Raw genomic sequence first — 25,642 nt, forward strand, 5'->3', positions numbered from 1 at the left:
GAACAGGCCGGGCCCGCATCTCGTTGCACACTGGTGTAGACCAGTTGCGGTAGGCTCCGGGAGCCCGCTGAGGACAGGCCGCCGGTGATCGTCATCATTCGGCAGAACGACTGTCCTTGCTCGCGAAGTTGGGCCAACCGTGGGTTAACGTGACAAAGCGGACCGCAGGTGCGCCGAGATTCGCGTGCTCGCGAACGGAACGGACAGGGAGAAACGCATGGCCAGCAAGGCTGAGAAGATCGTCGCCGGGCTCGGCGGCATCGACAACATCGAAGAGATCGAAGGCTGCATCACCCGCCTGCGCACCGAGGTCGCGAACCCCGATCTCGTCGACGAGGCCGCCCTGAAGGCCGCCGGCGCCCACGGCGTCGTGAAGATGGGCACCGCCATCCAGGTCGTCATCGGCACCGACGCCGACCCGATCGCCGCGGAGATCGAAGACCTGATGTGAGCCACTGACTCACATCGACGAGGGCCCGTTCCGGCAGGGGAACGGGCCCTCCGTCACGTCCGGCACATCCCGATAGGCTCGTCCCATGTCTCGCATCGACGGCCGTACCCCCGAACAGCTCCGCCCCGTCACCATCGAACGCGGCTGGAGCAAGCACGCCGAGGGCTCCGTCCTCATCTCCTTCGGCGACACCAAGGTCTTCTGCACCGCCTCCGTCACCGAAGGCGTCCCGCGCTGGCGCAAGGGCAGCGGCGAAGGCTGGGTCACCGGGGAGTACTCCATGCTCCCCCGCGCCACCAACACCCGCGGCGACCGCGAATCCGTCCGCGGCAAGATCGGCGGCCGCACCCACGAGATCTCCCGCCTCATCGGCCGCTCCCTGCGCGCCGTCATCGACTACAAGGCCCTCGGCGAGAACACCATCGTCCTCGACTGCGACGTCCTCCAGGCCGACGGCGGCACCCGCACCGCCGCCATCACCGGCGCCTACGTCGCCCTCGCCGACGCCGTCGCCTGGGCCCAGGGCAAGAAGCTGGTGAAGGCCGGCCGCAAGCCCCTCACCGGCACCGTCGCCGCCGTCTCCGTCGGCATCGTCGACGGCGTCCCCCTCCTCGACCTCTGCTACGAGGAGGACGTCCGCGCCGACACCGACATGAACGTCGTCTGCACCGGCGACGGCCGCTTCGTCGAGGTCCAGGGCACCGCCGAGGCCGAGCCCTTCGACCGCAAGGAGCTCAACGCCCTCCTCGACCTCGCCTCCGGCGGCTGCGCCGACCTGGCCGAGATCCAGCGCAAGGCCCTCGAAGGAACCCTCTGACGGTCGGCTGCGTCCTGACGGGCGACGGGCGCACGGAACGTACCCGATACGATCCGTGCGCCCGAAGACTGTCATGTACGTATCTGGGGGAGGACCCGCCTTGAAGCGCCGTCTCGCACTCGCCATGGCCACGGCCGCCGCGCTCACCACCGTCCTGAGCGGCTGCGGAGCCCTCGACACGGCCATGGACTGCGTCAAGACCGCCGACGCGATAGCCACGTCCGTGCAGAACCTCCAGCAGGCCGTCTCCAACGCCTCCAACGACGTCACGCAGATCGAGGAGTCCCTCGACGCGATCTCCACCGAACTCGGCAACCTCAAGAACACGACGGACAACGCCGACCTCTCCAAGGCCGTCGACGACCTCACCAAGGGCGTCGACTCCGTCCGCACGGCGGTCAAGAACGGCGACGCGACCCCGGACATCACGCCGATCACCGACGCGGCCGGCGAGGTGGCCAAGGTCTGCACCCCGGGATAATCGAGGGCATGACCCGACAGCGACTGATCCTCGCCACCCGCAACGCGGGCAAGATCACCGAACTCCACGCGATCCTCGCCGACGCGGGCCTCGACCTCGAACTCGTCGGCGCGGACGCGTACCCCGACGTGCCCGACGTCAAGGAAACGGGCATCACCTTCGCCGAGAACGCCCTGCTCAAGGCCCACGCCCTGGCGCAGGCCACGGGCCTCCCGGCCGTCGCCGACGACTCCGGCCTCTGCGTCGACGTCCTGAACGGCGCCCCCGGCATCTTCTCCGCCCGCTGGGCCGGCGCCCACGGCGACGACAAGGCCAACCTGAACCTGCTCCTGGCCCAGCTCTCGGACATCGCGGACGAACACCGCGGCGCCCACTTCGCCTGCGCGGCGGCCCTGGCACTGCCCGACGGCACGGAACGCGTGGTCGAGGGCCGCATGGAGGGCGTGTTGCGCCACGCTCCGGTAGGCACGAACGGCTTCGGCTACGACCCGATCCTCCAGCCGCAGGGCCACGAGGTGACCTGCGCGCAGCTGTCGCCGGAGGAGAAGAACGCGATCAGCCACCGCGGCAAGGCGTTCAGGGCACTGGTGCCGGTGGTGCGGGAGCTGGTGGGCTGAGGGGCGTATGCGAATGGCCTGCGAATCAATCATTCGATTCGCAGGCCATTTCTGTGCGGCGGAAGGGATTCGAACCCTCAAGCCCGGTCAGGGGCCACAGATCCTAAGTCTGCTGTGTCAGCCATTGCACCACCGCCGCTCGACTGTCTGCCATGGTAGCGGGCGCCACCACGACACCAGGTACTGGTGACGGCATGGCAGTTGGGGCACAGCAGCCGGAGATTCTCGCGGCGGTCGTCGCGCCAGTCCCCGTGCGACGTGTCCACCCCCAGCTTCCGCATGCGGTCGTGCAGATAGCGCCGCGACCCCCTCCTCGGGTCCACCCCCAGCCGCTCCAGCGCCTCCGTCGGCGTCCGCGCTCCCCGCACCGCCGCTTCCAGCCGTTCCTTCGTGTACGCGCTCGTCCCCATCGAGCCCCCTCCCCAGTACGGATCTCGTACGGAGTAACGATCCGGATATCGGACGGTCACGCCATATCGCGTACGTATCGCGCATGAAAAGCGGAACGGCCCGCACCGGACGCACTCCGATGCGGGCCGCTCCGGCGGCGAAGGGGTCAGAACCTCGGTTCCGGGGTCTGGGCCAGGATCAGTTCGGCCGCCTCCTCCGGGGTCTCCACCGACGGCGGCGATCCGTCCAGGGGCCGCTGGGCCGTCTCCTTCATGCAGGCCACCGCCACCACGCCGACGAGCGCCGCGCCCATCGCGTAGTACGCCGGCATGAGGTTGCTGCCGGTCGCGCCGATCAGGGCCGTGATGACGAGCGGGGTCGTGCCGCCGAAGAGCGAGGTGGACAGGTTGTAGCCGACCGAGAGGGAGCCGTACCGCACCTCCGTCGGGAAGAGGGCGGGCAGCGCCGCCGACATGGTGCCGAGCATGCAGACAAGCGACAGGCCGAGCATCAGCATGCCCGCCGTGATCGCCGGTATGCCGCCCTGGCCGATCAGGAGGAACGCGGGCAGCGACAGGAAGAGGAAGCCCAGCATGCCCGCCATGAGTACCGGTTTCCGCCCGAAACGGTCGTTCAGACGGCCGACCTGAGTGATGATCAGCATGAGCAGGACCATCACGAGCAGGAGGATCAGCAGGCCGTGGGTCTCGCTGTAGCCGAGCTCGTCGGAGAGGTACGTCGGCATGTACGACAGCAGCATGTAGTCGGCGATGTTGTACGCGCCGACCAGGGCGACGCACAGGATCAGCGCGGGCCACTGCTGCCGGAAGATCTTCGCCAGGTCGCCCTTGGGGGAGGTCTCCACCGGGTCCGCCGCCTCCGAGGCGCGCGCCGACTCGCTCTCCAGCTTCTGGAAGGCGGGCGTCTCGTCCAGCCGGAGCCGCAGGTAGAGGCCGACCAGACCCAGGGGTCCCGCGACGAGGAACGGCACGCGCCAGCCCCACGCCTCCATCGTGTCGGTGCCGAGCCACGTGGTGAGCGCCGTGACGAGGCTCGCCGCGCCGACGTAACCCGCCAGGGTGCCGAATTCGAGGAAGCTGCCGAAGTAGCCGCGGCGGCGGTCGGGTGCGTACTCGGCGATGAAGGTGGAGGCGCCGCCGTACTCGCCGCCGGTCGAGAACCCCTGGAGCATGCGGAAGAACACCAGGAGGGCGGGCGCCCAGAACCCGATCGAGGCGTACGAGGGGATGACGCCGATCGCGAAGGTGCCGACCGCCATGAGGATCATGGTCAGCGCGAGGACCTTCTTCCGGCCCAGCCGGTCACCCATCGGGCCGAACACCATGCCGCCGAGGGGGCGGATCAGGAAGGCGACCGCGAACGTCGCGAACGACGACAGCAGCTGGACCGTGTGGTTGCCGGACGGGAAGAAGACGTGTCCGAGGGTGACGGCGAGGTAGGCGTAGATGCCGAAGTCGAACCACTCCATGGCGTTGCCCAGAGAGGCCGCCCTCACCGCCCGCTTGACCGCCGCCTCGTCGGTGACCGTGATGTCGGTCCGCCGCAGTCTGGGCTGCCGGCGCCGGGTGACGGCCTTGAACAGGCGCGGGTGGCGTCTCAGGGCCTCGGGATCTGCCGCGGGGTCGCGGTCTGTGGCCGGCATGACCGTACGTCCTCTCTGGGGGAACAGAATCCAGAGGCACTTCTGTACGGTCATGCCGTTCACAAACGGAACCGGCCCCGGAATGGGACGTCCGTCACGTCGGCCGGGGCTCAGCCCTCGATGGCCAGGTCCCGGATGATCTTGGCGACGTGGCCGGTGGCCTTGACGTTGTAGAAGGCGTGTTCCACCTTGCCGTTCTCGTCGACCACGACCGTGGAGCGGATCACGCCCGTCACCACCTTGCCGTACAGCTTCTTCTCGCCGAAGGCGCCGTACGCCTCCAGGGTCGTCTTCTCCGGGTCGCCGACCAGGGTGACCTTGAGGTTCTCCTTCTCGCGGAACTTCGCGAGCTTCTCCGGCTTGTCGGGGGACACGCCGATGACGTCGTAGCCCGCGGCCGCCAGCACGTCCAGGTTGTCCGTGAAGTCGCAGGCCTGCTTGGTGCAGCCGGGGGTGAGGGCCGCCGGGTAGAAGTAGACGATGACCTTGCGGCCCTTGTGGTCCGCGAGGGAGACCTCGTTGCCGTCCGCGTCGGGAAGGGTGAAGGCGGGGGCGGTGTCGCCGGGCTGCAGTCGCTCGCTCATGGCTCTCCTCGGGAATGTTCGCTTACGCGTCCAGAGCCTAATGGGGGTCTGAGGCGACCCTTCGGCGGCAGAGCTGACAGACTGGCCGTCAACGACCGGATCACGACTACGGAGGCAGCGCGGTGTCGGAGGCCAGGACCCCTGCGCAGATCGAGGCGGACATCGTCCGCCGGCGCGAGCAGCTTGCCATCACGCTCGACGAGATCGGCATTCGGATGCACCCGAAGACGATCATCGGGGACGCCAAGGCGAAGGTCGCCTCGACCGTCGACCAGACGGCCGGACGCGCCTTCGTCGCCGTCAACCGGGTCGTCTCGGACGTGAAGGCCCGCTTCACGACCGAGGACGGCGCTCCCCGTCTGGAGCGGGTCGTCCCGGCGGCCGTCGTGGCCCTCGCGGTCGTCGGGCTGATCGTCTCCTCCTCGCGGCGGCACAAGGCGTGAGCCTCCCCGGGTACGGGCGACACGCCCGGGCAGGTAGGTTCGACGCGTGAGCGAGAACACGCACGACAAGCTGCCCATCCGGATGCTCCACGACCGGGTCCTCGTCCGCACCGACTCCCCGGAGGGGGAGCGGCGTTCCGGCGGCGGCATCCTGATTCCGGCGACGGCCGCCGTGGGCCGTCGCCTCGCCTGGGCCGAGGTGGTCGCGGTCGGCCAGAACGTCCGCACCGTCGAGATCGGCGACCGGGTGCTGTACGACCCCGAGGACCGTGCCGAGGTCGAGGTGCGGGGCGTCGCGTACGTCCTGATGAGGGAGCGCGACCTGCACGCGGTGGCCGCGGACCGGTTCCAGGGGACGTCGGACTCGACCGGCTTGTATCTGTAGGAACTTGTATCTGTGGGAAGAAGCGCGCGAAGGCCCTGGTGACCGGAGTCACCGGGGCCTTTGCCCGTTCTTTGCTAGCCTGGAGACACCCCGACGAGACGCGCCGTACCGGGTTTCACGACAAGACGACGCACCCCTGTTGATCCGTCTCGCGGAGGTGTCTCGTCATGGCCTGGGTTCTGCTGGTCGTCGCCGGTCTGCTGGAGGTCGGCTGGTCCATCGGGATGAAGTACACCGACGGTTTCACCCGCCTCTGGCCCAGTGTCCTCACCGGCGCGGGGATCGTCGCTTCCATGATGCTGCTGTCGCAGGCGGCCAAGACGCTGCCGATCGGTACGGCGTACGGCGTGTGGGTCGGCATCGGCGCGGCCGGTGCGGCGGTGCTCGGCATGGTGGTGCTCGGTGAGCCGGCGACCGCCGCCCGGATCTTCTTCGTCTGTCTGCTGCTCGTCGCCGTGGTGGGACTCAAGGCGACGAGCGGTCACTGACCGGTGCTGCGGGAGAGGTCGGGACCGGGGCCGGGGGTGCGTGTCGCCGCGCCCGGTCCGGCCTCGCCCGTCTCGTACCAGTCCTCCGATCCGTCCGGTCCGTCAGGCCCGTCCGGTCCGTCGGGCCCGTCGGGTGTCGGCGGCGCCGGTGGCATCGGCTCGGCCCCCGGCATCAGCCGGAGCTCGAAGTCCCGGGGCGGCGTCCCGGCCAGCGCCTCCCGGGTGAACCGGGCCCAGATCTCGGCCGGCACCCCGCCGCCGTTCATGCGCGGCTGGCCCAGGGCGCCGTACAGCGACTTCTGGGCTCCCGACTCCGGGTCCTGCCCCATGAGCGCGACGACCGTCGCGAGCTCCGGGGTGTAGCCGGCGAACCAGGCGGCCTTGTCGTCCTCCGCCGTGCCCGTCTTGCCGGCGGCCGGGCGGCCCGCCGCCTGCGCGGCCGTGCCGGTGCCCGTGTCGACGACGCCGCGCAGGACCGACGTGGTCGTGTCGGCGGCCTCGCGGCTCACCGCCTGCCGGCGGGCGACGGCCGGGAGCTCCACTTCCCGGCCGCCCCTGCTGATGCCCTCGACGAGGGAGTACGTGCCGTTCCGGCCGTGTGCGGCGAGCGTGGCGTAGGCCGAGGCCATGTCGAGGACGCTGGCGGTGGCGGAGCCGAGGGCGATGGACGGGGAGGCGGTGAGGTCGGGGGTGGAGCCGGGCAGGCCGAGGGCGATCGCGGTGCGCCGTACGTGCGCGGGGCCGACGTCCACCGCCATCTGGGCGTACACGGTGTTCACCGACAGGCCGGTGGCGGCGCCGACGTTGATCTCGCCGTAGCTGGCGTCGTCCTCGTTGGCGGGGTCGTACGGGTCGCCGTTCCAGCCCTCCACCGGGCGCCGGTTGGTGCCGTCGTAGACGGTGTACGGGGTGATGGGCCGGCCCTGCTGGGTCTGGGCGCCGCTCTGGACGGCGGCCGTGAAGACGAAGGGCTTGAAGGTGGAGCCGACCTGGTAGTCGCGGCGGGTCGCGTTGTTGACGTACTGCTGGGTGTAGTCGATGCCGCCGTACATGGCGAGGACCTTGCCGGTCGCCGGGTCGACGGCCGCGGCCCCGACCCGTACGTACCGGTCGGTGGGGGCGCTCGCCGGGTCGAGCCGAGAGACGACCCCGTCCTCGACGGCCTGGACGAGGGCCTCCTGCTTGGCGGGCTCCAGGGTGGTGGTGATGCGGAAGCCGCCGCCGGCGAGGGTCTTCTCGTCGATGATCCCGTGGTCGGTGAGGTACTCCTCGACGGCCTGGACGAGGTAGCCGCGCTGGCCGGAGAGGGCGGTCGTGGCGCGGGCGGTCTGGGGGACGGGGAAGCGGGCGGCGGCGCGGGCCGCGGGGCTGAGCCATCCCTCGCCGACCATGCCGTCAAGGACGTAGTGCCAGCGGGCGACGGCCTTGGCCCGGTTCTCGGGGTGGGTGGTGACGTCGTAGGCGCTGGGGGCCTTGAGGAGGGAGGCCAGGTAGGCGCCCTCGGCGGTGTCGAGCTGCTGGACGTCCTTGCCGTAGTAGGCGCGGGCGGCGGCCTGGACTCCGTAGGCGTTGCGGCCGAAGTAGCTGGTGTTCAGATAGCCCTGGAGGATCTCCTCCTTGCTCTTCTCGCGGCCGAGCTTGAGGGCGATGAAGAACTCCTTGGCCTTGCGGGTGACGGTCTGTTCCTGGCCGAGGTAGTAGTTCTTGACGTACTGCTGGGTGATGGTGGAGCCGGACTGACGGCCCTTGCCGGTGACGGTGTTCCAGGCGGCGCGGACCATGGCCTTGGGGTCGACGGCGCGCGAGGTCTGGAAGTCGCGCTCCTCGGCGGCGAGGACGGCCCGCCGGACGGGGAGCGGGATCTGGTCGAGGCGGACGCTCTCGCGGTTGACCTCGCCGTCGCGGGCGAGCGGGGTGCCGTCCCGGTAGAGGTAGACGTTGGACTGGGCGACGGCGGCGGCGTTGGCGGGCGGGATCTCCACCAGGAGGTAGCCGGCGGCGAAGCCGCCGACGAGCAGCAGCCCGCCGAGCAGGAGGAGCCCGAAGAGGGTCCGCAGGACACGGCGGGGGCGTCTCGGCGGGGCGGGGTCGGCGAGGGTGGGGTCCCGAGGCTCCCAGCCGCCCGGGTGGGGGTCGTCGTCGCTCGTGCCGCTCGTACCGTTCGCATCGGAGGAAGGGGACATGGCATCACATACTGCACGGAATGCGCCGAAACTCCCTCAACCGACCCGAAGGTGGCGCGAAAACCGCTCGCGGCGCGCCGGGCGAAGCCACTAGGGTCGTGCGCTTCGCCGTCCTCGTCACGGCATCTCCTCATGCGCGCCGGAAAGGGACACGGATGCTGCGGCTGTACGCGATGGTGGCCGCGGGCGGGTTCCGGCGCTTCGCCGCCTACCGCGTGGCCACGGCCGCCGGAGTCTTCACCAACACCGTCTTCGGCTTCGTCCTCTCCTCCACCTACATCGCCCTCTGGGACGAACGGCCGCGGCTCGGCGGCTACTCCATGGACGACGCCCTCGCCTACGTCTGGATCGGCCAGGCGCTGATCACCGTCTGCGGACTGATGGGCGGCGGCTTCGAGGACGAGCTGATCGAGCGGATCAGGACCGGCGACATCGCCGTCGACCTCTACCGCCCCGCCGACCTCCAGGCCTGGTGGTTCTCGGCCAACGCCGGCCGCTCCGCCTACCAGCTCCTCGGCCGCGGCGTCGCCCCGATGGCCGTCGGCGCGCTCGTCTTCGACTTCACCCTGCCGTCGGGGCCGGGCGCGTGGCTCGCCTTCCTGCTCGCGGTGGCGCTGGGCTCGGTGGTCGGCTTCGCGCTCTGGTACCTGGTGGCGATGAGCGCCTTCTGGCTGCTCGACGGCCAGGGCGTGGTGCAGGCGGCCTGGCTGGCGGGCCTGTTCTTCTCGGGGATGCTGCTCCCGCTGAACGTCTTCCCGGGCGCCCTGGGCGAGCTCGCACGGCTGCTGCCGTGGGCGTCGCTGCTCCAGGTGCCGGCCGATGTGTACCTGGGGAGGTACGAGGGCTGGGAGCTGGCGGGGGCGTACGGCTTCCAGGGCTGCTGGGCGCTGGTCCTGCTCGGCGCGGGCCGGGCGGCGCAGGTGGCGGCGACGCGGAAGGTGGTGGTGCAGGGTGGTTGAGGCGACGGGTCCGGGGCTCCTGGGCAACTCCTGGCGCACGTACCGGGAGACGGGGGTACGGGCCTCCTGGCGCGCGTACCGGATGGTGGCGGGCATGTGGATCCGCTCCACGATGGCGTACCGCTCCTCCTTCGCCCTGACCCTCGTCACGAGCTTCTGCGTCACCTTCTTCGACTTCGTCGTCATCCTCCTGATGTTCGGTCAGGTGCGGGGCCTGGGCGGCTTCTCGTTCGCGGAGGTCGCCCTCCTGTACGGGACGGCCGGCACGTCCTTCGGGATCGCCGACCTGACGATGGGCTCGCTGCAGAAGATGGGGAAGCGGATCAGGGACGGCTCGCTCGACACCTTCCTGATGCGTCCGGCGCCGCTGCTCGCGCAGGTCGCGGCGGACAAGTTCGCGCTGCGGCGGTTCGGCAGGGTCGCGCAGGGCCTGATGGTCCTGGTCTGGGGACTGTTCCTGCTGGACGTGGAGTGGACGCCGCCGAAGGCGCTGCTGCTGCCGGTGACGGTGGTGTGCGGGGCGGTGATCTTCGGCGCGGTGATGGTGCTGGGGGCGTCGACCCAGTTCTGGATGCAGGACGCCGCCGAGGTCACGAACTCCTTCACGTACGGCGGGAACACCCTCCTCCAGTACCCGCCGACGATCTTCGCCCAGGAGCTGGTGCGGGGCGTCGTGTACGTCGTACCGCTGGCGTTCGTGAGCTGGCTGCCCGCGCTGTACGTGCTGGGCCGACCGGCCCCGGCGGGGGTGCCGGAGTGGGCGGCGTTCGCGTCGCCCCTGGTGGCGGCGGTCTGCTGCGGGGCCGCGGGGCTCGCGTGGCGCGCCGGAATCCGTTCGTACCGATCGACGGGAAGCTGAACGACCATGCCCTTCATCGAGCTCGACTCCCTGGAGAAGACCTTCACGGTCCGCCGGAAGACCGGCCTGCTCCGCCGCGAGAAGAAGGAGGTCAGGGCGGTCGACGGCATCTCCTTCACCGTGGAGCGCGGGGAGATGGTCGGCTACATCGGCCCGAACGGCGCCGGGAAGTCGACCACGATCAAGATGCTCACCGGCATCCTCACCCCCAGCGGCGGCCGGCTGCGGGTCGCGGGCATCGACCCGGCCCGGGAGCGCACCCGGCTCGCCCGGCGGATCGGCGTGGTCTTCGGCCAGCGCACGACGCTGTGGTGGGACCTGCCGCTGAAGGACTCGTACCGGCTGACCCACCGCATGTACCGCATCCCCGACGACCGCTACGAGGAGAACCTCGCCCGCTGCGTGGACCTCCTCGACCTGGGAGACCTCCTCGACGTGCCGGTACGGCAGCTCTCCCTCGGCCAGCGGATGCGCGGCGACATCGCGGCGGCGCTGCTGCACGACCCGGAGGTGCTGTACCTGGACGAGCCGACGATCGGCCTGGACGTGGTGTCGAAGGCGAGGGTGAGGGAGTTCCTCCGCGACCTGAACGCCACCCAGGGCACCACCGTCCTCCTGACCACCCACGACCTCACGGACATCGAACAGCTCTGCTCACGGGTGATGGTCATCGACCACGGGCGCCTGATGTACGACGGCGAACTGGCCGGCCTGCACGCCGTGGGCGAGAGCGAACGGCTCCTGATGGTGGACCTGGAGCGCGAGCTGCCCCCGATCACGGACGTGCCGGGAGCACGGTTCGTACGGGCCGAGGGACCGCGTCAGTGGCTGGCGTTCCCGGCGACGACCTCGGCGGCCCCGCTGGTGGCGGCGGTGGCGGCGAGACATCCCCTCCTCGACCTCTCGGTGCGGGAGCCGGACATCGAGGCGGTGATCGCGAAGATGTACGGGGGAACTCGGGACGAGCGCCGGGAGTCCCTGATGTAGGAGGTCGAACCGATGGTGAGTTTCTCGTACACGGCGGCGGACGAGGAGAAGAGCAGAGGCGTCCGCCGCATGAAGACGCTGGCCACGTCCCTGCTGATCGTCGTGGCCGTGATCTACGCCCTGGCGACCTGGGCGCGGAACGCGGGCTGGGGGGCCTGGGCCGGCTACGTCGCGGCGGCGGCGGAGGCGGGCATGGTCGGCGCGCTCGCGGACTGGTTCGCGGTCACGGCCCTCTTCCGGCGCCCCCTGGGGCTCCCCATCCCCCACACGGCGATCATTCCGACGAAGAAGGACCAGCTGGGCGCGTCGCTGGGCACGTTCGTCGGCGAGAACTTCCTCTCGGCGGACGTCGTACGAGGCAGACTCCACGCCCTGGGCATCGGCGGCCGACTGGGCACCTGGCTGGCGGACCCGGCGCACGCGGACCGGGTGACGGCGGAGTCGGCGACGGCCCTGCGGGGCGCGCTCACGGTGCTCCGGGACGCGGACGTCCAGGCGGTCGTCGGGGAGGCGATCACCCGCCGCGCCGAATCGGCGGAGATCGCCCCGGGCCTGGGCAAGACCCTGGAGCGGATCGTCGCCGACGGGGCGCACCACCGGGCGGTCGACCTGATCTGCACCCGGGCCCACGACTGGCTGGTCACGCACGGGGAATCGGTGATGGACGCGGTCCAGGGCGGCGCCCCGGGCTGGACGCCACGCTTCGTGGACCGCAAGGTCGGCGAGCGGGTCTACCGCGAACTGCTCCGCTTCGTCACCGAGATGCGCGACATGCCGGGCCACCCGGCGCGCGCCGCGATCGACCGCTTCCTCACCGACTTCGCGGCCGACCTCCAGGCGGACACGGACACCCGCGCCCGCGTGGAACGCCTGAAGGCGGACCTCCTGGCCCGCCCGGAGGTCCAGGACATCATCGCCTCGGCCTGGTCGTCGATCCGGTCCCTGATCATCGCGGCGGCCGAGGACGACCGCAGCCAGCTCCGCCTCCGCGCCCGCGCCTCCCTGATCTCCCTGGGCACCCGCCTGGCGACGGACTCCCGCCTCCAGGCGAAGGTCGAGGGCTGGGCGGAGGACGCGGCGGCGTACGTCGTCACGACGTACCGCCACGAGATCACGTCCCTGATCACCGACACGATCGCCGGCTGGGACGCCACCCAGACCTCCCGCAAGATCGAGGCCAACATCGGCCGCGACCTCCAGTTCATCCGCATCAACGGCACGGTGGTCGGCGCGCTGGCGGGACTGCTGATCTACGCGGTGAGCCGGGTGGCGGGGGGCTAGTCGGGCCCGCTGATCGAGGGGCTCGGGCCTTCCCGCGGGTGACGGCGTGCGGGGGCTGACCTTCCCGCGGGTGACGGCCTGGGAGGGGGCAGTCCCTCCCGTGCGTGGCGGCCTGGGAGGGTGGTCAGTCCCTCCCGCGGGTCACGGCCCAGGCGGGTGGTCAGTCCCTCCCGCGCGTCACGGCCCAGGAGGCGGCGGCCATGCCCCCGGCGACGGAGAACACGGCGGGCCAGGCCCCGATCTTCTTGGCGAGCGGGTGGGACCCGGCGAAGGCGGCGACGTACGCGGTCGTCAGCCCCACGGAGGCCTTGACCCCACCCACCTGCTGCCACTCCCGCGCGGCCACCCCACCGGCCACGGCAAGCACGACACCCCCGAGGGGCCGCTTCTTGGTCCACCGAGCAACTGCGTAACCGCCCACGAGCCCGGCGGCGGCTATGGCGGGGGAGGGGATGCGGGGCATGGTGGGACCTTCCTGGTCGACGGGTCGTCCTTCGAGCGTAGATCAGAGCGAAACGACGCCGCATGACGCTTCCACCAGCAGCCCACGTCACAATGACCGTCATGAGGATCCTGGAGACGGATCCGGTGACGAGTTCCCGGATGAGCCGGCAGCGCAGCCGGGATACCGGCGTGGAGAAGGCGCTGCGTAGCGCTCTGCATGCCGCCGGGCTCCGCTATCGGATCCACAAGCGTCCGGTGAAGGGGCTGCGGCGAGAAGCGGACATCGTCTTCGGTCCGGCCAAGGTGGCTGTCTTCGTCGACGGCTGCTACTGGCACGGCTGCCCGGAGCATGCGACGTGGCCGAAGAGGAACTCGAAGTTTTGGCGGGAGAAGATCGAGAAGAACCGGGCGCGAGACGCGAACACCGATGCGCGCTTGAGGGAGGCGGGTTGGTTGTCCGTACGGATCTGGGAACACGAGAGCGCGGACCTGGCCGCCCCACGGGTGGCTGCGATCGTCGCGGAGCGGCGAATGCTCCTGCAGAGAGGGGCAAAAGCGCGGTGAAAACGCCTCTGTCTACCGGAATTTGACACCATGTGATGTGTCAAATCCCTGGTGGTAGCCTGTCCGTCGCAAGCGTGTGGCGGGTGGGGGATGCTCGGTGCACGCACAGCTGCGCGGTGATCGGAGCTTCGGGGGGATGGGCGTGACGGACCCACAAGGCGAAGAGTTCGGCCCCTGGCTAGTACGCCAGCTCGCACGAGCCGATATGAAACAGGCGGACCTCGCACAACGTCTCGGACTTACCCGAGCCGCAGTCTCTGCGTGGATCACCGGTCGTGCCGAACCTCGTGAGGAGACCAAGCGAGCCATCGCCGCGGTATTCGAGATCGATCCCGCTTCGGTCCACAACCGGACCGGCGACATCGCTTCGGTACGTCCGCGCCAGTGGCACCATCGGCCTGCTCATACCGACGGGGGCCGAGAGTACGGCAACGCCGCGGCTTTCGCCTTCGATGCCGATCTCTCCGTCCTCGCCCGTGAGGCGACTCAGAACTCACTCGACGAACGTCACGACCTCACGACGCCGGTTCGGGTCCGCTACGTGCTCCACGAACTCACCGGCGAACACCTCGATGCCTTTCTCGCGGCGATGCGGTGGGACGACCTTCGCCCCCATTACGAGGCGGCCGCCGTGGGAGGGCAGAAGGTCTCCCGTAGCCTTCGCGCCGCACTCGACGACCTGGACGAGCAGTGTTCCCTGTTGCTTCTTCGTGTCGAGGACTACAACGCGGCCGGCCTTACCGGTCCGGAATACCAGGACGGTCGCTATGCCGCCGTGGTCCGTCGCCAGCTCGACAGCCACAAGCAGGCGGGCGGGCGCGCCGGTGGCTCCTACGGTCTGGGGAAGGCCACCCTCTGGGCCACCAGTCGTCTGGGGCTCGTCCTCGTCAATTCCACCCTCTCCGACGCTTACGAGGGGCGCTTCGAGCGTCGTGTCGTGGGGCGGCTCGACCTGCCCTGGCATGAACTCGGCGGCGAGGCCTATGCCGGTCCCGCTTGGTTCGGCGAGCCTGAACCCGGCCCCGTACACAAGGGCGTGTCCCGATCCTGGTGGGCTGGAGAGGACGAAGTCCGTTCCCTCCATCTCGACCGGCTCAGCCCCGACCCCGGTACGTCGTTCCTCATCGTCGGAGCCCACGATGCGTCGGGGGACGCCGAGACGCTCCAGGAGATGCACGACAAGCTCGTCCGATCACTTGCCGACGGGTTCTGGGCGACCATGATCGGAGGTAAGGCGGCCGGAGCGCTGATGGAGGCCAGTGTCACCACCCTCCGTAACGGCCATGTGTTCATCTCGGAGGAGCGTGTCGATCCGCACGCCCACCATCCCACTCTCGGTCGTGCCCTGCAGACGTACCTCGACGGGGAGACGGTCCCCGAACTGACAGCCGGTGATCAGGTCGCGCTCGCAGAGGTTCCGCTCGTCGTCTCGCCCCTCAAGGGACGTGGTCGTGCCCGCGACAAGGGACGCGAACATCGTGCCGTTCTCCTGTTGACCTCGGCCGGGGACCGGGACGAGCGGCACAGTCGGGTCGTCTGCATGCGCGGCAACCGGATGACCATCACCGAGCAGCGCCCCCGCGAGCTGCCCCTTGGAACAGCCCCCTTCCAAGCTGTCCTGCTGGCCGGTTTCGCGACCGGTCGGGAGGGCGAGGACGTGGAACTCGCGGAAGCCTTCCTGCGGGCCTCCGAGCCACCGGAGCACGACCGTTGGGATCGCACGGAGGAGCTCACCTCTCTCTATGAGCGTGGCGCTCTTACTCGTCTCAAGGAATTCCGGACCGAGATCGACAAGACCGTGCGGGGTCTGGTCGGGCGACGCGAAACCACGCGTTCGGAGGGCCCTGCCGCCCTTCGCGAGCTGCTCAAGCTGGACGGTGGCGCCGGCAGCGCCGCTGGCGGGAAGCGCGTGCAGGGCTTCCCCGTCGTTCGCAGCGTGCAGGCGCGCGTCGATGACAGTGGTGCCTGGAACATGACCGTCGGCCTCAAGCTTCCCGATGCCGAGGATCCCTGGGTTCTCACCCCCGTCGCCAAGTTCGATGTGCGATCCGGCGGTCGTCCGGCCGTTGGCTGGGCGGTGCTCGCCGCCTCCGACGACTGCCGTGTGGAGAACGGCAACATCGTCGTCGATCCCGGTGTGCGGACGGCTGTGTTCACTGGTGTGACCGATCCGACCACTCACCCTGTTCCAGGTGCTTTCGCACGGCTGGTTGTGGACGTTCAGAAGGCTCGTGGAGGAGCGGCATGAAGTCCGTGTATCCCTACCCGACCCTCTTCGGCGACGTCGAACTCGACGTGCTCTCGATCACCGTCGACGGGACGTCTCCGCTGCCGTACTCGCACGTCTCCAAAACCGAACGCACCGTGGCCCTCCACCGGGCCGGTCGCGAGAACTGGGAGTACTGCACCCTGCGGTTGCAGGCGACGCTTCCCGATCCGGAGATCGCCGAAGGAGAGTGGACGGACCTCGTCTGTCTGGCGGCCCTCACGGAGAAGGCGACCAACGCCCGCACGACCGCGCGCCTCAAGCGGTCCGCCGACGGTGGGTGGAGCGGCAGTATCGACCTGTATCGGAGCCGGCACCTGAGCCGGGCGACGCTCGGTCTGACCGTCGTGGCCACTTGCGACGGGGTGGAAGGACGGGCCATCGGTGCTACCGCACAGGACTGGTACGTCGATCTCAAGGGCGCCGTCCCCGTACGGCAACGCGAGATCGAGATCGTCGAGACGAACTTCCGCGAAGGGCCCGAGGAGTGGCTCCGTCCTTACAAGGACTCGCCCTGGATCGTGGAGACCACCGGCGAGGTACCGACCGTCTACCTCAACACCGCATGCGCCGACGGATTCGTCGACATGCTCGGCGGCACCGGGGGGAGCCCGGCCGAGAAATTGTTGCGCGACGTGACCTCCGGCCAGATCGCTCAGGACGCGTGGACTGCCATGTTCCACACGGCCATCAGTGATCTCGACGTCGACGAGGACGGCACCCCGGTCATGCCGACGGGCTGGCGTGAGTCCGTCCTGCGGATGATGCTGCCCGACGTGCTCCCAGGCCGGCAGCTCACCGATGCCCTTTACGACATCGAGGAGCGGCGCATCAAGGGGTTTGGCTGGGCCGAACTTCAGACGACCATCCAGTACGCGGCGGGCAAGAGAAGCCAGATCACGAAGAAGCTGACCAATGCGGTGCGTTCCGTCGACGCCGCGGAAAGGAGCGGCACGCGATGAGTCTTCTTGCCCCCGTCGACCAGCCACAGGTATTCGCTCTGCTGCCCGACGCCGCCGTCACCAAGCACCTCACTCGGGGTATTCAGTCGGGTCTGGAACTTCCGCCGCAGGTGGCGCTCGCCCGTGCCTGTGTTGCGTACGATGCCGAGACCGCCGGGCGCCGGCGGACCGCCCCGGTCCGAGAACTCCTCGACGAAGCCATGCGGCGCTTCACGGATGACCGCTCCGCCGCCGACGGGTGGCTCGCCCCCCGGATCCACGCAACCCTCCGGATGACGCGTGCCGAGGCCGCAGACAGCCGTCTCTGGAATCATCTGGCCATGATCGTCGCACCTGACTACGTCGTCTGGCGTCACAAGGGCGTCGACAGTGCCGACGGACGTGGCATCGCCCCCGCCGCCCGCTTCAGCGGAATTCACTACACCCAGGCGTTCTCCCGGCTTTGGTGGGCCGCGGAACTCTTCCGAGACGGGCACGACTACGCTCCTGTCGTCACCGCCTGTCGCCTCCAGGACATCCTCAACACCACACTGCGTCTGGACGTCATCGACCACCGCCCCACGGCCCAAGCGATGATTCGCGTCATCGGAGATTTTCTCGACGCAGGGGTCACCCGCCCCGCCGATCACGTCAACGCCTTCTCCGCAGCCGTGAACGCGGCCGGCAGCACCCTGATGTACGACGTGCTGGCGGAGGACGTGGACCCCGACACGGACGAGCTGTTTGAGTGGATCGAGGCGGGTGTCGGGGAGGCGGTGGACTGGGATTGGCTTCCGGAGGGGCCGCACGACGGGCGGGTCAGAGCCGCTGCCGTCGATGCGTTGCTCCCTCTGTTCGAGAAACTGCGTGTCGAGGCCCCGCTCAGGCAGAGGAAGCGTGCCGAGGGCGTTGAGGACGCCGATGCGACCGTTCCCGGTCCTCGGGCATCCGGAGTGGTCCTGTCGAAGCCTTCGGACTTCGGCTGACCGTTCGATCAGCCCTCGGTCTCGGTCGCGTACTCCTTGGCGGTTCCGAGGGCGGCCATCAGGACCGCCTTGCCCAGTAGGGGCGGGATTGCGTTGCCGATTTGCTGGGCGATCGCCCTGCCCGACCAGGGGTAGCTGTCGGGGAACGTCTGGAGGATGCCCGCCTCGTGCACAGAGAAGCGCGGAAGCTCCTTGCCGTCGGTCGCGACGACCCGGTTACGGGAGACCTTGCCCGTGACCGTGAACGCGGGTTCGCCGGAGGACCGACGGCCGCGCGTCTTGGGGTCGCCTCCGGTGCCGTAGTTCGAGATCACCTCGAAGTCGGTCGGCCGATCGAGGACTTCGGCCATCGACACCCAGGGCCTCAGGTCCGGATCGCCCTGGTTCTGAGGTACGCCCTTGCGATACAGGCGGTGGGTGGGGGTGGGAAGCTCGACGATGCGGTTGAGGCGGGCCACGAGGATGGCGCGACGCCGGGTCTGAGGGACGCCGAACTGCTCCGTGTGCAGCACCTTCGGCTTGGCCACCCAGTATCCGTTCTCGGACAGGACTTTCGCGTATTCTTCCCAGACGGGGAGGACTGCGGGCACCTGCTCCAGCACGATCGCTTCGTAGGGGCGTCCGTCGCGGAGCGCTTCCAAGGCCCATCGCAGAGGCTCGAGGACCAGACCGGTTCGTTCGTCGTCGAGCAGCGCGAGCTTGGACCGGATGTCCTCGCCGCGCGCCATCCTCCTGACGAAGTCGATCACCTCGTCCAGCGCACGGCGCCCTGCTCCGGTGCCGGCCACGGTGAACGTCTGACACGGAGGTCCGCCGGCCAGCACGGTCGCGTTCGGGAACTTGTGCGGGCCGAAATCTCGCACGTCGCCCTGCAGGGTGAGGAGCTTGGCCTCGGCTCGGGTGTCGCACGCGTCCTGATCGAACTCGATCCCCGTCACCTCGTAACCGAGGTCGCGCGCCGCAACGTCGAGCCCGCCCGGTCCGGCGAACAAGTCGACAATCTCGGGGCGTGGCACGTGATCTCCAGGGGTGGTGTGTTCGTCAAGGGGACCGGGGACCCCGCAGCGCTACAGGTTACCCGGAGCGGCCGACCGAGCGGCCGGCCTGTCGGGCGTCGCCCCCGATCGGCCGGAGGTGACGGATTCCGGTCATCGCGGTCAGGACTTCAGAGCCGTTCTGATCGCCTCGCCGAGCGCCCGCCCGACCGGGGGCGGTGTGGCGTGGCCCACCTGACGGTACTGGGCGGTCTTCCGGCCCGCGAAGTCCCATTCAGGTGGAAAGCCCTGGAGCGCGGCGGTCTGGCGCACGGTGAGGGGCATCATGCCGGGGCGACCGAGTGACGGATCCCAGGTGAATGCCGGGCCGGGGACGTCGTCGGCCACCGTGCCTCCGTCCACGCCCATGCGCGCCCAGGCCCGCTTGGTGCCTGTCGGCCCCAGGTCCGCGCCGCCTCGGTTCCAGGAACCTCCGACCAGGGTCGGGGCCGGGCGGTCGGCCTGAGCCGCCCACTCGGCGGCCTGGGGCCAGCCACGGGCGGCCATCGACGCGCCGAGCACCTCCCCGACCGTTCGGTGGCGTGCGACCGAGGCCATGGGAGGCGTGAAGGAGTCCAGGCGTCCGTCCCTGAAGGCCACGACGACCCCCTCCTTCCGATCTTGAGCCACTCCGAAGTCGGCGGCGTTGAGCACGAACCAATGAATGTCGTAACCGAGGTGGACGAGTTCCTCGGTGATGTACTCCCGGACCGGGCCGTAAGCCGCCTTGGTGACGAGATCGGGGACGTTCTCGATCAACAGCGCCCGGGGTCGGACCCCGTGCATGAGCATGATCGTGGCCTTGAGCACCTCGAGCTCGTCGTCCCTTTCGGGGCGGCGGACGGAGGCCGTGGCCTTGACACGAGGGAGCCCGGCCGCGAGCAGGTCCACGTCGTAGGTCTGCTGGTGGTCGACGGGGTCGAAATCGAGCAGGTCGATGTCCAGCACGTTCCAGTCGGGTCTGTTCGCGCGGAGGGTGTCACAGGTGACGGTCCTGTTGTCGAGGAGGAGCACGGGGTCGAAACCCGCCTCCTCCAAGCCGAGGGCGAGGCCCCCCGCGCCCGCGCAGACGCCGACGCTCCGCATGCGGGACGTCTTGGTGGTCATCACGATCTCCGTCATCCTCATCGGGTGGATTCCGAGTCTCCTCGCGTAGCCGGGCTCCCCTGGTGGACTGGGGCCCATGCCCGTTCCACCAGGGCAACCCCGGGACGTCAGCCGGTTGCCGCTCCGGAGTTCGTGTCGATGATGGCGACCCCCTCCTGAGCGGAGTCGACGGTCGTGAAACGCAGCACGCGACCGTCGTCACTGCGGGCCGAGGCCGGGGCGACGAAGCTGAAGGCCATCACGACCCGACTCGGATCGAGGGGAGCGTTCTCCACGAGCGTGGCTCGATGTTCGGGCTCGACGATCGGATAGAGGACGATCGCACCGCGTCGCGGGGCGACCAGGCTTTCGACGGTCGCATCACCGGAATCGGCGAGCGCGCCAGAGATGCGCAGGGCCGCCGCACGGTGCTTGACGTCGCTGATCGCGCCGAAGAGCGGGGCGCGGCGACGGTCGCGGCCGAAGTAGGAATACGTACGACCGTCGGCGCCGAGGCGGATCCGCTTGCCGGCTTGGGCATGCTGCGGCGCGAGCACGATCCAGTCGTCCACCTGGACGGAATCACCCGTGGTGATCTCCCGCAGGTAGTCCAGGTGGGGGGCGAACTGGGAAGGCGCTCCCCAGCGCACGTGCGACACCAGATCGAGGAGCTCCACAGCGCCCATTCGCCCCGTGAGCGCGGAGAAACGGTGCGTGACGCCCTTTTCGGGGAAGTGGTAGGAGAGCTGTGTCGGCTCTGCCGACAAGGTCTCCAGGACAGGCGTCCACAGGTTGGTGTTGTACCGCAGGTCGACGACCTTCGTCGGGTAGGCGGTGGGCTCCTGCCATTCGCCGGGGGAGCGGACGGTGATCAGGCGCGAGTTGTACATCTTCTTCGGGCTTGTCGGCTTGAGCCACGGGATGTGCTGCCATACGAGCGGCGGGACCCGATCCGGGGTGACCTGCGGGCGGCCGTCGACCGTCACCGAATACTGGGCCAGCTCGGTGCGGAACGCCTCCTCGTCCCGGCAGATGGCCTCGAACCCCTCGTAAAGGTCGATCTCCTTCTTCCCCATGGATTCCTGGCGACCCAGGTAGAGACGCACCAGGTCCCGGTAGCCCTTGCGGAAGCCGAACCAGCGGCCCATCTGCATGAGTGTGGACGCGTTGCCGGCCCGACGTCGGAAGTACGAGACAGTCAGCCCTTCCACGGTGAACCCTCGGGCCAGCTTCTGTCCGCCGATGAGGATCTTCCAGATGGACCTCTTGTCGAAGTCGGCCTCTCCGGTCTCGATGTCCTTGTCGCCGTTGACCACGATGATCGGCTTGTCGTCACCGCCGATCCGGATCGCGGCGGGACCGATGTAGGGCGCGAGTTCCTCGAAAGAGGAGGGAACGGCCTGGCCGTCGGCGCGCACCGCGGATACCGGCGCGATGTCGGTGTCGAACAGCGTGCGCAGCCGCTCGCGACCGGCTGCCCCGAGGTAACCGGCGTTCCACCACAGTCCCGTCACCCGACCCAGCAGCTCGCGATGATCGTCCTGCCGTACCGACTCGTGGATCAACATGGTGTGGTGCTGGAAGTAGCGGTCTCCGAGCCCGCCTTTGTCCTCGCGGTACAACTTCATCGCGGCCGTCAGTACGAACATGTCCATGGCGCGCTCAAGACAGGTGTCGTCCTCGTCGCTCTCCCCGACAATGGATCGGACGTGCGCCATCTCGTTGGAGTTCGCGAACGTTCGCTCCTCGTCGGACAGGTCCGAGTCGAGGTCGTGGAAGTCTCGGGCGCCCATGTATCCCGCCGGTCGCGGCAGGGAGAGGATGAAGTCCTTCGGGAAGATGTCCTCGGTGTCACTGGGGTCGATGAAGACATTCGCGAACGGCGTCGCGGTGTAGCCCACGTATTGGGCGCGCGGCAGCATCCGCAGCAGCTCCGAGATCTTCTGGTTGATCGCGGTTCGCTCGGCATTCGGCTTGGCCAGGTCGGTGGTGTTCACCGACGCCTCGTCCGATTCGTCGTCCACGATCAGCACCGGGATTTCGGAGAGAGGCGTCTGGATCTTCCGCAGGTCCCTGACCAGCTTGCCCAGGACGATCTTGTTCTTCTTCACCACCATCAGGCGAGCCGCCGCCCGGTGCAGGTTGCGCGGATCGTACAGCGGGAGCCCTGGCTCCTGCTTGTCGGCTTCGAGGGCCGCGATCCCCGTCTGAAGGCTCTGATAGTCGACGTCGCGGGTCGTCATCCGGTGGATGTCGAAGGCCCCGAGGGCGGAGGGCATGGCTCCGAAGGCGGCGAACTTGCCTTGGCTCCAGGCGGGGTCGTCGGCGTAGTCGGACTCGTACTCGTTTCCGCCGCGCAGGATGTTCTCGCGGCCGACCAGCTCCATGTCCAGACGACGCTGGGTCTGGGCACGCAGCATGTTGAGCGTGCCGCCCAGGACGATCACGAGTCGATAGCCGGCGTCGATCGCCTTGGCGATGACGCCGGCGAAGTTGGCGGTCTTGCCGGACTGGACGTACCCGACCACGAGCCCCTTCGACTGGTACGCCTCGGGTGCCGTCGGGTCGGCCAGGCGTTCCATCACGCGGTCGGTCGCCTCGTCGAGACCGGCGACGACGTCCTCGGGCCATCCTTTGTCCGTCAGCAGCTTGCGGTAGGCAGGCCAGTACCAAGGGCGCCCCTGCAGGGACTGAGGGGTGTACCACGGCTTGTGCTCGGTGCTGATGACGACCGCACCGGCGGCCTTGGAGACGGGGACGAGGGCAGTGAGGTGCTTGCCGACCTCGTCGCCGAGGCCGAGCAACGCGTATACGTCGGCGCGCCGCTCGTCGGTGCGGGGAGGATGGGCCGACCAGGGGGCGTTCTCGTGGTAGTCCCAGCGTGTGAGCTGCTTGCGCCACATCTCCACCAGTTGGTCCGTGGCCCGTGCGCCGCGAAGCACGGAGAGGAAATCCGCTTCGGTGGCGTAGACCATGGCCTCGGGCGCGAGATCTTCGGCCTGGTACTCCAAGGCGCGGACGAGCCTCTTCGGTTTGCCCGAACTCATGTCGCCGAGCGCTCGGGCGTGCAGGTCGAGACGGATTCCGGCGGCTGTGTCGGGACTGGTCATCAACGGTTCCTCGGCGGTCGAGAGGGTGTGAGGCGGGATGTGCAGGGATTCATGGGAGACGAAGACCGGAGAGGTCGATCGGCGCACCGGGGGTGGGGTCGAGACCAGTGACATCCGTTTCGTAACGTATGGCCGATATTCGCTCGAGTGAGGCGGCCGCGATCAGTTCGGGGGTGAGCCTGGGCACGGCCTCTGCAGCCAGGACCAGTGCCTCGTCCCGGGGAGTCCAGCGCTCGTCGTCGTCACGCCGAGGCGACCATCCGCATCGCTCCAGTGCGGAATCCAGTCGAGTCAGGGCCGCCGGGGAGTGTTCGGCCACGGCATCGCGTACCGCATGGACCGACTCGGCGAGGGTACGGCCACCGGCGCCGCCACGGGTCAACCGAAGGGAAGTGAACCAGAGGGGACGGTCGGTGGCGGGCTGAAGCTGTCCGATCCCGTGAACGACGTGGCGCCGCCGTTCCAGCACGGTCGTCTTGACTTCGATGTCGAAGTCGACGAGTGCGAAGTCGTGCTCCTCACCGTACGGACCGGTCCACGCCTCGACGGCGGCGTCCCAACCGTACGTCTCGGCGAGGCGGTTCAGTATCGAAAGCTCGCCCAACAGCCCGACCCGCCGCTCGACGCTCATCGCTCGGGGACGGTCGAGCAACGAACTCCACCCTTCCACGGTCTCGTGGAAGGCGTGATCGAGCGAACGGTTCTGCATGACGATCCGATCCGCTACCGCAATCACCATGTCGTGGAAGTCGCGCATCAACTCCACTTGGGTGGTCCTGATACGGGCCATGCGGAGGCCTCCGTCCACGGCCACCTGATCGATGTGAACGGCGGGAAGCGAGGAGCGGGGCGGTCGTTGGTTACGGCCGAGCTCGACGAAGAGCGCGATGTCCCGCCCGCCGTGCCCTATCTCGTATGAGACGACGGGATGCCTGTCGGCGAGGGAGAGGCGGTAGCTCGCGCCGAGCCCCTCGCCCAGGTAGTGCTCGACCGTCGACCAGGCAAGTGCCGGACCTGCCTCGGAGTCAGTCATCGTCCGCCACCCGGTTCATCTCGGCACGGGCAGCGGCCACCAGGACGGACTGCCAGAGCTGCAGGTTGTCCTTCTCCCTGCTGCCGCTGTACTCCTTCTCGAAGACTCGGTGCAGCAGGAGGTACATGAGCGACTTGAGCGTCGGGGCATCGTTGAGGCCACCACGTCGGCCGCCGAGGATCGCGGCACGGTAGTGATGGTTGAGGACGATCGTCCGCGCCTCGCGGTCGATTTCGAAGAACGAGCTGTTGTCGATCTTCTGCCAGCGGACGGTGATCGGATCCTCACCGGGGATGAGCGGCAGTTCATCCTCGATGGCCTCGCGCACGGACGACTCGAAGCCCTTGCCGGCGGGGATCACAGGTTTGCGGGTCGTTCCGGTCCGCTTCCGTGCGTCCCGGTACGTCGCATCGGCGTCGGCCACGTACTGAGAGAACACCCTCCCTTCGGCGTCCGTCGCGGATTCCAGGGCCATCACGAACTCGGGAGACGTGTCGACGCCGTCCTTCTTCACGGTGAGACGGAACGCCTTCGAGGCCACGGCGTCGTCCGGCAGATCGACGGCGACACGGGCGAGGGCGAGATGCTGTTCAGGCTGGCGGAAGTTGTTCCATCCACCGGCCTGGACCAGCCGGTCATGCCGGTAGAAGTAGAACCCCTGGCGGTCGATTCCTGTACCTACGGCCTTGAATTCGTCGGTGTTGGACTTCGGCGGCCATATGTGCGCGGTCAACGTGACAGGGCCGACGGAGGGGATGTCGGCGACGAAATCGCGTGCGTAGTCCGGATGGCCGCTGACCGGGTAGGCGAAGGGGTCGAGCGGCTGCACGCCGAAGTTCATGTACTCGACGCCGGTGGACACGTCCTCCACGGCGATGGTGATGTTGAAGTCGTCGCGAGCCAGGAAGCGATGCAGGTGCAAGCCGAGGTGGAGACCCAGCTTGTTGATCGTGCGATGGAGATAACGATCGGTCTGACCGCCACCGCCGGTGTGCGGGAAGTCCTTGACCCCGTCCCAGCGGATGATTGTGCCCTGCCAGACGATCGGGCAGTCGTAGTAGCGGTCGATGAGCTGTTGGGCGTAGTCGGGCGCGACGATGTCGCACTGGTACCCGGTCACGGCGCGCTCCATTGTCCAACGCCGTCCAGCCGGCGCCGCGGCCCGCGTGCGTCTTACCTTGCTGACGACGGTGACGGCGGCCGCATGGCTGAGAGAGGCGGACTTCAGGCCGGTGCCGAACATGCCGAGGGCCCGGGCGTCATAGTCGCGCCGGCCGCCGACGGTCATTGCGACATCGAGCTCCTCCTCGTCCATGCCTTTGCCGTCGTCCACGACCAGCAGACTGACGAGCCTGTCCCCGTCGCGGAGGAAGTGGATCACGACGTCCTTGGCCCCGGCGTCGATGGAGTTGTCCACCAAGTCCGCGAGCGCCGCCTCGAAGCCGTAGCCCTGACTGCTGAGCGCTTCCATGTAGCGCGCATCCGGAGGCAGGTGCTTGCTGCCGCTCGTCGGTACCTCGAACTGCCAGTCAGTCGTCATGTCGGGCCTTGGGATATGCGCGCTACATCAGGTCGATCGCGACCCTAATG

The 25,642-nt window shown here is 68.9% G+C and carries 24 protein-coding genes, 1 tRNA gene and 1 riboswitch; of the genes, 15 read left to right on the plus strand and 10 right to left on the minus strand.

Going from position 1 to position 25,642, the window contains the following annotated elements; genetic code table 11:
* The first annotated feature begins 217 nt into the window (after positions 1-217).
* From BLW86_RS23675 to rdgB, 4 genes are all read left to right on the plus strand, one after another.
* Entirely contained in the window at positions 218-451 is a 234-nt protein-coding gene (locus tag BLW86_RS23675) for a PTS sugar transporter subunit IIB (protein ID WP_093875905.1), read from the plus strand.
* 85 nt (positions 452-536) lie between these two features.
* Positions 537-1,268 carry a ribonuclease PH gene (rph, locus tag BLW86_RS23680; protein ID WP_093875906.1) on the plus strand — a complete coding sequence of 244 codons (732 nt, stop codon included), beginning with the start codon at positions 537-539 and terminating at the stop codon, positions 1,266-1,268.
* A gap of 73 nt (positions 1,269-1,341) precedes the next feature.
* Positions 1,342-1,749, plus strand: coding sequence for a hypothetical protein (locus BLW86_RS23685; RefSeq protein WP_093875907.1), 408 nt, complete (start codon positions 1,342-1,344; stop codon positions 1,747-1,749).
* Positions 1,750-1,757: 8 nt separating this feature from the next.
* Positions 1,758-2,366: an RdgB/HAM1 family non-canonical purine NTP pyrophosphatase gene (rdgB, locus tag BLW86_RS23690; protein WP_093875908.1), complete on the plus strand. Its 609-nt coding sequence runs from the start codon at positions 1,758-1,760 to the stop codon at positions 2,364-2,366.
* A 54-nt stretch (positions 2,367-2,420) separates the two neighbouring features.
* Here the strand turns inward: rdgB and BLW86_RS23695 are convergent.
* The 3 genes from BLW86_RS23695 to bcp all read right to left on the minus strand — a co-directional run bounded on the left by BLW86_RS23695 (position 2,421) and on the right by bcp (position 5,003).
* Positions 2,421-2,505, minus strand: a tRNA-Leu gene (locus BLW86_RS23695).
* 417 nt (positions 2,506-2,922) lie between these two features.
* Entirely contained in the window at positions 2,923-4,419 is a 1,497-nt protein-coding gene (proP, locus tag BLW86_RS23705) for a glycine betaine/L-proline transporter ProP (protein ID WP_093875909.1), read from the minus strand.
* Between the two features lie 110 nt (positions 4,420-4,529).
* The gene (gene bcp / locus BLW86_RS23710) at positions 4,530-5,003 is read right to left on the minus strand and encodes a thioredoxin-dependent thiol peroxidase (RefSeq protein ID WP_093875910.1); all 474 of its coding nucleotides are present in this window, start codon (positions 5,001-5,003) and stop codon (positions 4,530-4,532) included.
* 122 nt (positions 5,004-5,125) lie between these two features.
* On the opposite strand from bcp, the gene BLW86_RS23715 reads away from it, so the two are divergent.
* From BLW86_RS23715 to BLW86_RS23725, 3 genes are all read left to right on the plus strand, one after another.
* The gene (locus BLW86_RS23715; RefSeq protein WP_093875911.1) at positions 5,126-5,446 is read left to right on the plus strand and encodes a DUF3618 domain-containing protein; all 321 of its coding nucleotides are present in this window, start codon (positions 5,126-5,128) and stop codon (positions 5,444-5,446) included.
* A 46-nt stretch (positions 5,447-5,492) separates the two neighbouring features.
* Entirely contained in the window at positions 5,493-5,831 is a 339-nt protein-coding gene (locus BLW86_RS23720; protein ID WP_030554720.1) for a GroES family chaperonin, read from the plus strand.
* 63 nt (positions 5,832-5,894) lie between these two features.
* Positions 5,895-5,966: riboswitch (guanidine-III (ykkC-III) riboswitch) on the plus strand.
* Positions 5,967-5,998: 32 nt separating this feature from the next.
* Positions 5,999-6,319 carry a DMT family transporter gene (locus BLW86_RS23725; protein WP_086831901.1) on the plus strand — a complete coding sequence of 107 codons (321 nt, stop codon included), beginning with the start codon at positions 5,999-6,001 and terminating at the stop codon, positions 6,317-6,319.
* On the opposite strand, the gene BLW86_RS23730 is transcribed toward BLW86_RS23725, so the two are convergent.
* Positions 6,313-8,502 (minus strand): transglycosylase domain-containing protein, encoded by a 2,190-nt coding sequence (locus BLW86_RS23730; protein WP_093875912.1) that lies wholly within the window; start codon positions 8,500-8,502, stop codon positions 6,313-6,315. The genes BLW86_RS23725 and BLW86_RS23730 overlap by 7 nt on opposite strands.
* A gap of 158 nt (positions 8,503-8,660) precedes the next feature.
* Here BLW86_RS23730 and BLW86_RS23735 point away from each other — a divergent pair, with 158 nt between their 5' ends.
* The 4 genes from BLW86_RS23735 to BLW86_RS23750 are packed head-to-tail and all read left to right on the plus strand — an operon-like array spanning position 8,661 to position 12,588.
* Positions 8,661-9,461: an ABC transporter permease gene (locus tag BLW86_RS23735; protein WP_177181957.1), complete on the plus strand. Its 801-nt coding sequence runs from the start codon at positions 8,661-8,663 to the stop codon at positions 9,459-9,461.
* Entirely contained in the window at positions 9,454-10,320 is an 867-nt protein-coding gene (locus BLW86_RS23740; RefSeq protein WP_371129572.1) for an ABC transporter permease, read from the plus strand. The genes BLW86_RS23735 and BLW86_RS23740 overlap by 8 nt, the downstream gene beginning before the upstream one ends.
* Positions 10,321-10,326: 6 nt before the next feature.
* Positions 10,327-11,307, plus strand: a complete 981-nt coding sequence (locus BLW86_RS23745; protein ID WP_093875914.1) for an ABC transporter ATP-binding protein — start codon at positions 10,327-10,329, stop codon at positions 11,305-11,307.
* Positions 11,308-11,319: 12 nt separating this feature from the next.
* Entirely contained in the window at positions 11,320-12,588 is a 1,269-nt protein-coding gene (locus tag BLW86_RS23750; RefSeq protein ID WP_093875915.1) for a DUF445 domain-containing protein, read from the plus strand.
* A gap of 160 nt (positions 12,589-12,748) precedes the next feature.
* On the opposite strand, the gene BLW86_RS23755 is transcribed toward BLW86_RS23750, so the two are convergent.
* A complete protein-coding gene (locus BLW86_RS23755; RefSeq protein WP_093875916.1) occupies positions 12,749-13,051 on the minus strand; it encodes a hypothetical protein in 303 nt (100 codons plus the stop codon).
* 101 nt (positions 13,052-13,152) lie between these two features.
* On the opposite strand from BLW86_RS23755, the gene BLW86_RS23760 reads away from it, so the two are divergent.
* The 4 genes from BLW86_RS23760 to BLW86_RS23775 all read left to right on the plus strand — a co-directional run bounded on the left by BLW86_RS23760 (position 13,153) and on the right by BLW86_RS23775 (position 17,789).
* Positions 13,153-13,596, plus strand: a complete 444-nt coding sequence (locus BLW86_RS23760) for a very short patch repair endonuclease (RefSeq protein ID WP_093878825.1) — start codon at positions 13,153-13,155, stop codon at positions 13,594-13,596.
* A 97-nt stretch (positions 13,597-13,693) separates the two neighbouring features.
* Positions 13,694-15,844, plus strand: coding sequence for a helix-turn-helix domain-containing protein (locus tag BLW86_RS23765; protein ID WP_371129573.1), 2,151 nt, complete (start codon positions 13,694-13,696; stop codon positions 15,842-15,844).
* Complete coding sequence (locus tag BLW86_RS23770; protein ID WP_093875918.1) at positions 15,841-16,824, plus strand: hypothetical protein; 984 nt, start codon at positions 15,841-15,843, stop codon at positions 16,822-16,824. Before BLW86_RS23765 ends, BLW86_RS23770 begins: the two co-directional genes overlap by 4 nt.
* Positions 16,821-17,789: a DUF6339 family protein gene (locus tag BLW86_RS23775; RefSeq protein ID WP_093875919.1), complete on the plus strand. Its 969-nt coding sequence runs from the start codon at positions 16,821-16,823 to the stop codon at positions 17,787-17,789. Before BLW86_RS23770 ends, BLW86_RS23775 begins: the two co-directional genes overlap by 4 nt.
* Before the next feature lie 8 nt (positions 17,790-17,797).
* On the opposite strand, the gene BLW86_RS23780 is transcribed toward BLW86_RS23775, so the two are convergent.
* The 5 genes from BLW86_RS23780 to BLW86_RS23800 all read right to left on the minus strand — a co-directional run bounded on the left by BLW86_RS23780 (position 17,798) and on the right by BLW86_RS23800 (position 25,592).
* A complete protein-coding gene (locus BLW86_RS23780) occupies positions 17,798-18,805 on the minus strand; it encodes a DNA cytosine methyltransferase (protein ID WP_093875920.1) in 1,008 nt (335 codons plus the stop codon).
* 141 nt (positions 18,806-18,946) lie between these two features.
* Positions 18,947-19,930 (minus strand): DNA cytosine methyltransferase, encoded by a 984-nt coding sequence (locus BLW86_RS23785; protein WP_256341404.1) that lies wholly within the window; start codon positions 19,928-19,930, stop codon positions 18,947-18,949.
* Positions 19,931-20,037: 107 nt separating this feature from the next.
* Positions 20,038-23,019 (minus strand): Z1 domain-containing protein, encoded by a 2,982-nt coding sequence (locus BLW86_RS23790; protein ID WP_093875921.1) that lies wholly within the window; start codon positions 23,017-23,019, stop codon positions 20,038-20,040.
* Between the two features lie 49 nt (positions 23,020-23,068).
* Entirely contained in the window at positions 23,069-24,052 is a 984-nt protein-coding gene (locus BLW86_RS23795) for a PD-(D/E)XK motif protein (protein WP_093875922.1), read from the minus strand.
* On the minus strand, positions 24,045-25,592 hold the full coding sequence (locus tag BLW86_RS23800; RefSeq protein WP_093875923.1) for an ATP-binding protein: 1,548 nt from the start codon (positions 25,590-25,592) through the stop codon (positions 24,045-24,047). Before BLW86_RS23800 ends, BLW86_RS23795 begins: the two co-directional genes overlap by 8 nt.
* Positions 25,593-25,642: the final 50 nt, after the last annotated feature.

The organism is Streptomyces sp. TLI_105 (assembly GCF_900105415.1).
Taxonomy (GTDB): domain Bacteria; phylum Actinomycetota; class Actinomycetes; order Streptomycetales; family Streptomycetaceae; genus Streptomyces.

What these genes read in the sequence shown, in the direction of transcription:
- BLW86_RS23675 (WP_093875905.1), top strand. Translation starts at nt 218, where the DNA reads ATGGCCAGCAAGGCTGAGAAGATCGTCGCCGGGCTCGGCGGCATCGAC.
- rph (WP_093875906.1), top strand. Translation starts at nt 537, where the DNA reads ATGTCTCGCATCGACGGCCGTACCCCCGAACAGCTCCGCCCCGTCACC.
- BLW86_RS23685 (WP_093875907.1), top strand. Translation starts at nt 1,342, where the DNA reads ATGTACGTATCTGGGGGAGGACCCGCCTTGAAGCGCCGTCTCGCACTC.
- rdgB (WP_093875908.1), top strand. Translation starts at nt 1,758, where the DNA reads ATGACCCGACAGCGACTGATCCTCGCCACCCGCAACGCGGGCAAGATC.
- proP (WP_093875909.1), bottom strand. Translation starts at nt 4,419, where the DNA reads ATGCCGGCCACAGACCGCGACCCCGCGGCAGATCCCGAGGCCCTGAGA.
- bcp (WP_093875910.1), bottom strand. Translation starts at nt 5,003, where the DNA reads ATGAGCGAGCGACTGCAGCCCGGCGACACCGCCCCCGCCTTCACCCTT.
- BLW86_RS23725 (WP_086831901.1), top strand. Translation starts at nt 5,999, where the DNA reads ATGGCCTGGGTTCTGCTGGTCGTCGCCGGTCTGCTGGAGGTCGGCTGG.
- BLW86_RS23730 (WP_093875912.1), bottom strand. Translation starts at nt 8,502, where the DNA reads ATGTCCCCTTCCTCCGATGCGAACGGTACGAGCGGCACGAGCGACGAC.
- BLW86_RS23745 (WP_093875914.1), top strand. Translation starts at nt 10,327, where the DNA reads ATGCCCTTCATCGAGCTCGACTCCCTGGAGAAGACCTTCACGGTCCGC.
- BLW86_RS23750 (WP_093875915.1), top strand. Translation starts at nt 11,320, where the DNA reads ATGGTGAGTTTCTCGTACACGGCGGCGGACGAGGAGAAGAGCAGAGGC.
- BLW86_RS23755 (WP_093875916.1), bottom strand. Translation starts at nt 13,051, where the DNA reads ATGCCCCGCATCCCCTCCCCCGCCATAGCCGCCGCCGGGCTCGTGGGC.
- BLW86_RS23760 (WP_093878825.1), top strand. Translation starts at nt 13,153, where the DNA reads ATGAGGATCCTGGAGACGGATCCGGTGACGAGTTCCCGGATGAGCCGG.
- BLW86_RS23770 (WP_093875918.1), top strand. Translation starts at nt 15,841, where the DNA reads ATGAAGTCCGTGTATCCCTACCCGACCCTCTTCGGCGACGTCGAACTC.
- BLW86_RS23775 (WP_093875919.1), top strand. Translation starts at nt 16,821, where the DNA reads ATGAGTCTTCTTGCCCCCGTCGACCAGCCACAGGTATTCGCTCTGCTG.
- BLW86_RS23785 (WP_256341404.1), bottom strand. Translation starts at nt 19,930, where the DNA reads ATGACCACCAAGACGTCCCGCATGCGGAGCGTCGGCGTCTGCGCGGGC.
- BLW86_RS23790 (WP_093875921.1), bottom strand. Translation starts at nt 23,019, where the DNA reads ATGACCAGTCCCGACACAGCCGCCGGAATCCGTCTCGACCTGCACGCC.
- BLW86_RS23795 (WP_093875922.1), bottom strand. Translation starts at nt 24,052, where the DNA reads ATGACTGACTCCGAGGCAGGTCCGGCACTTGCCTGGTCGACGGTCGAG.
- BLW86_RS23800 (WP_093875923.1), bottom strand. Translation starts at nt 25,592, where the DNA reads ATGACGACTGACTGGCAGTTCGAGGTACCGACGAGCGGCAGCAAGCAC.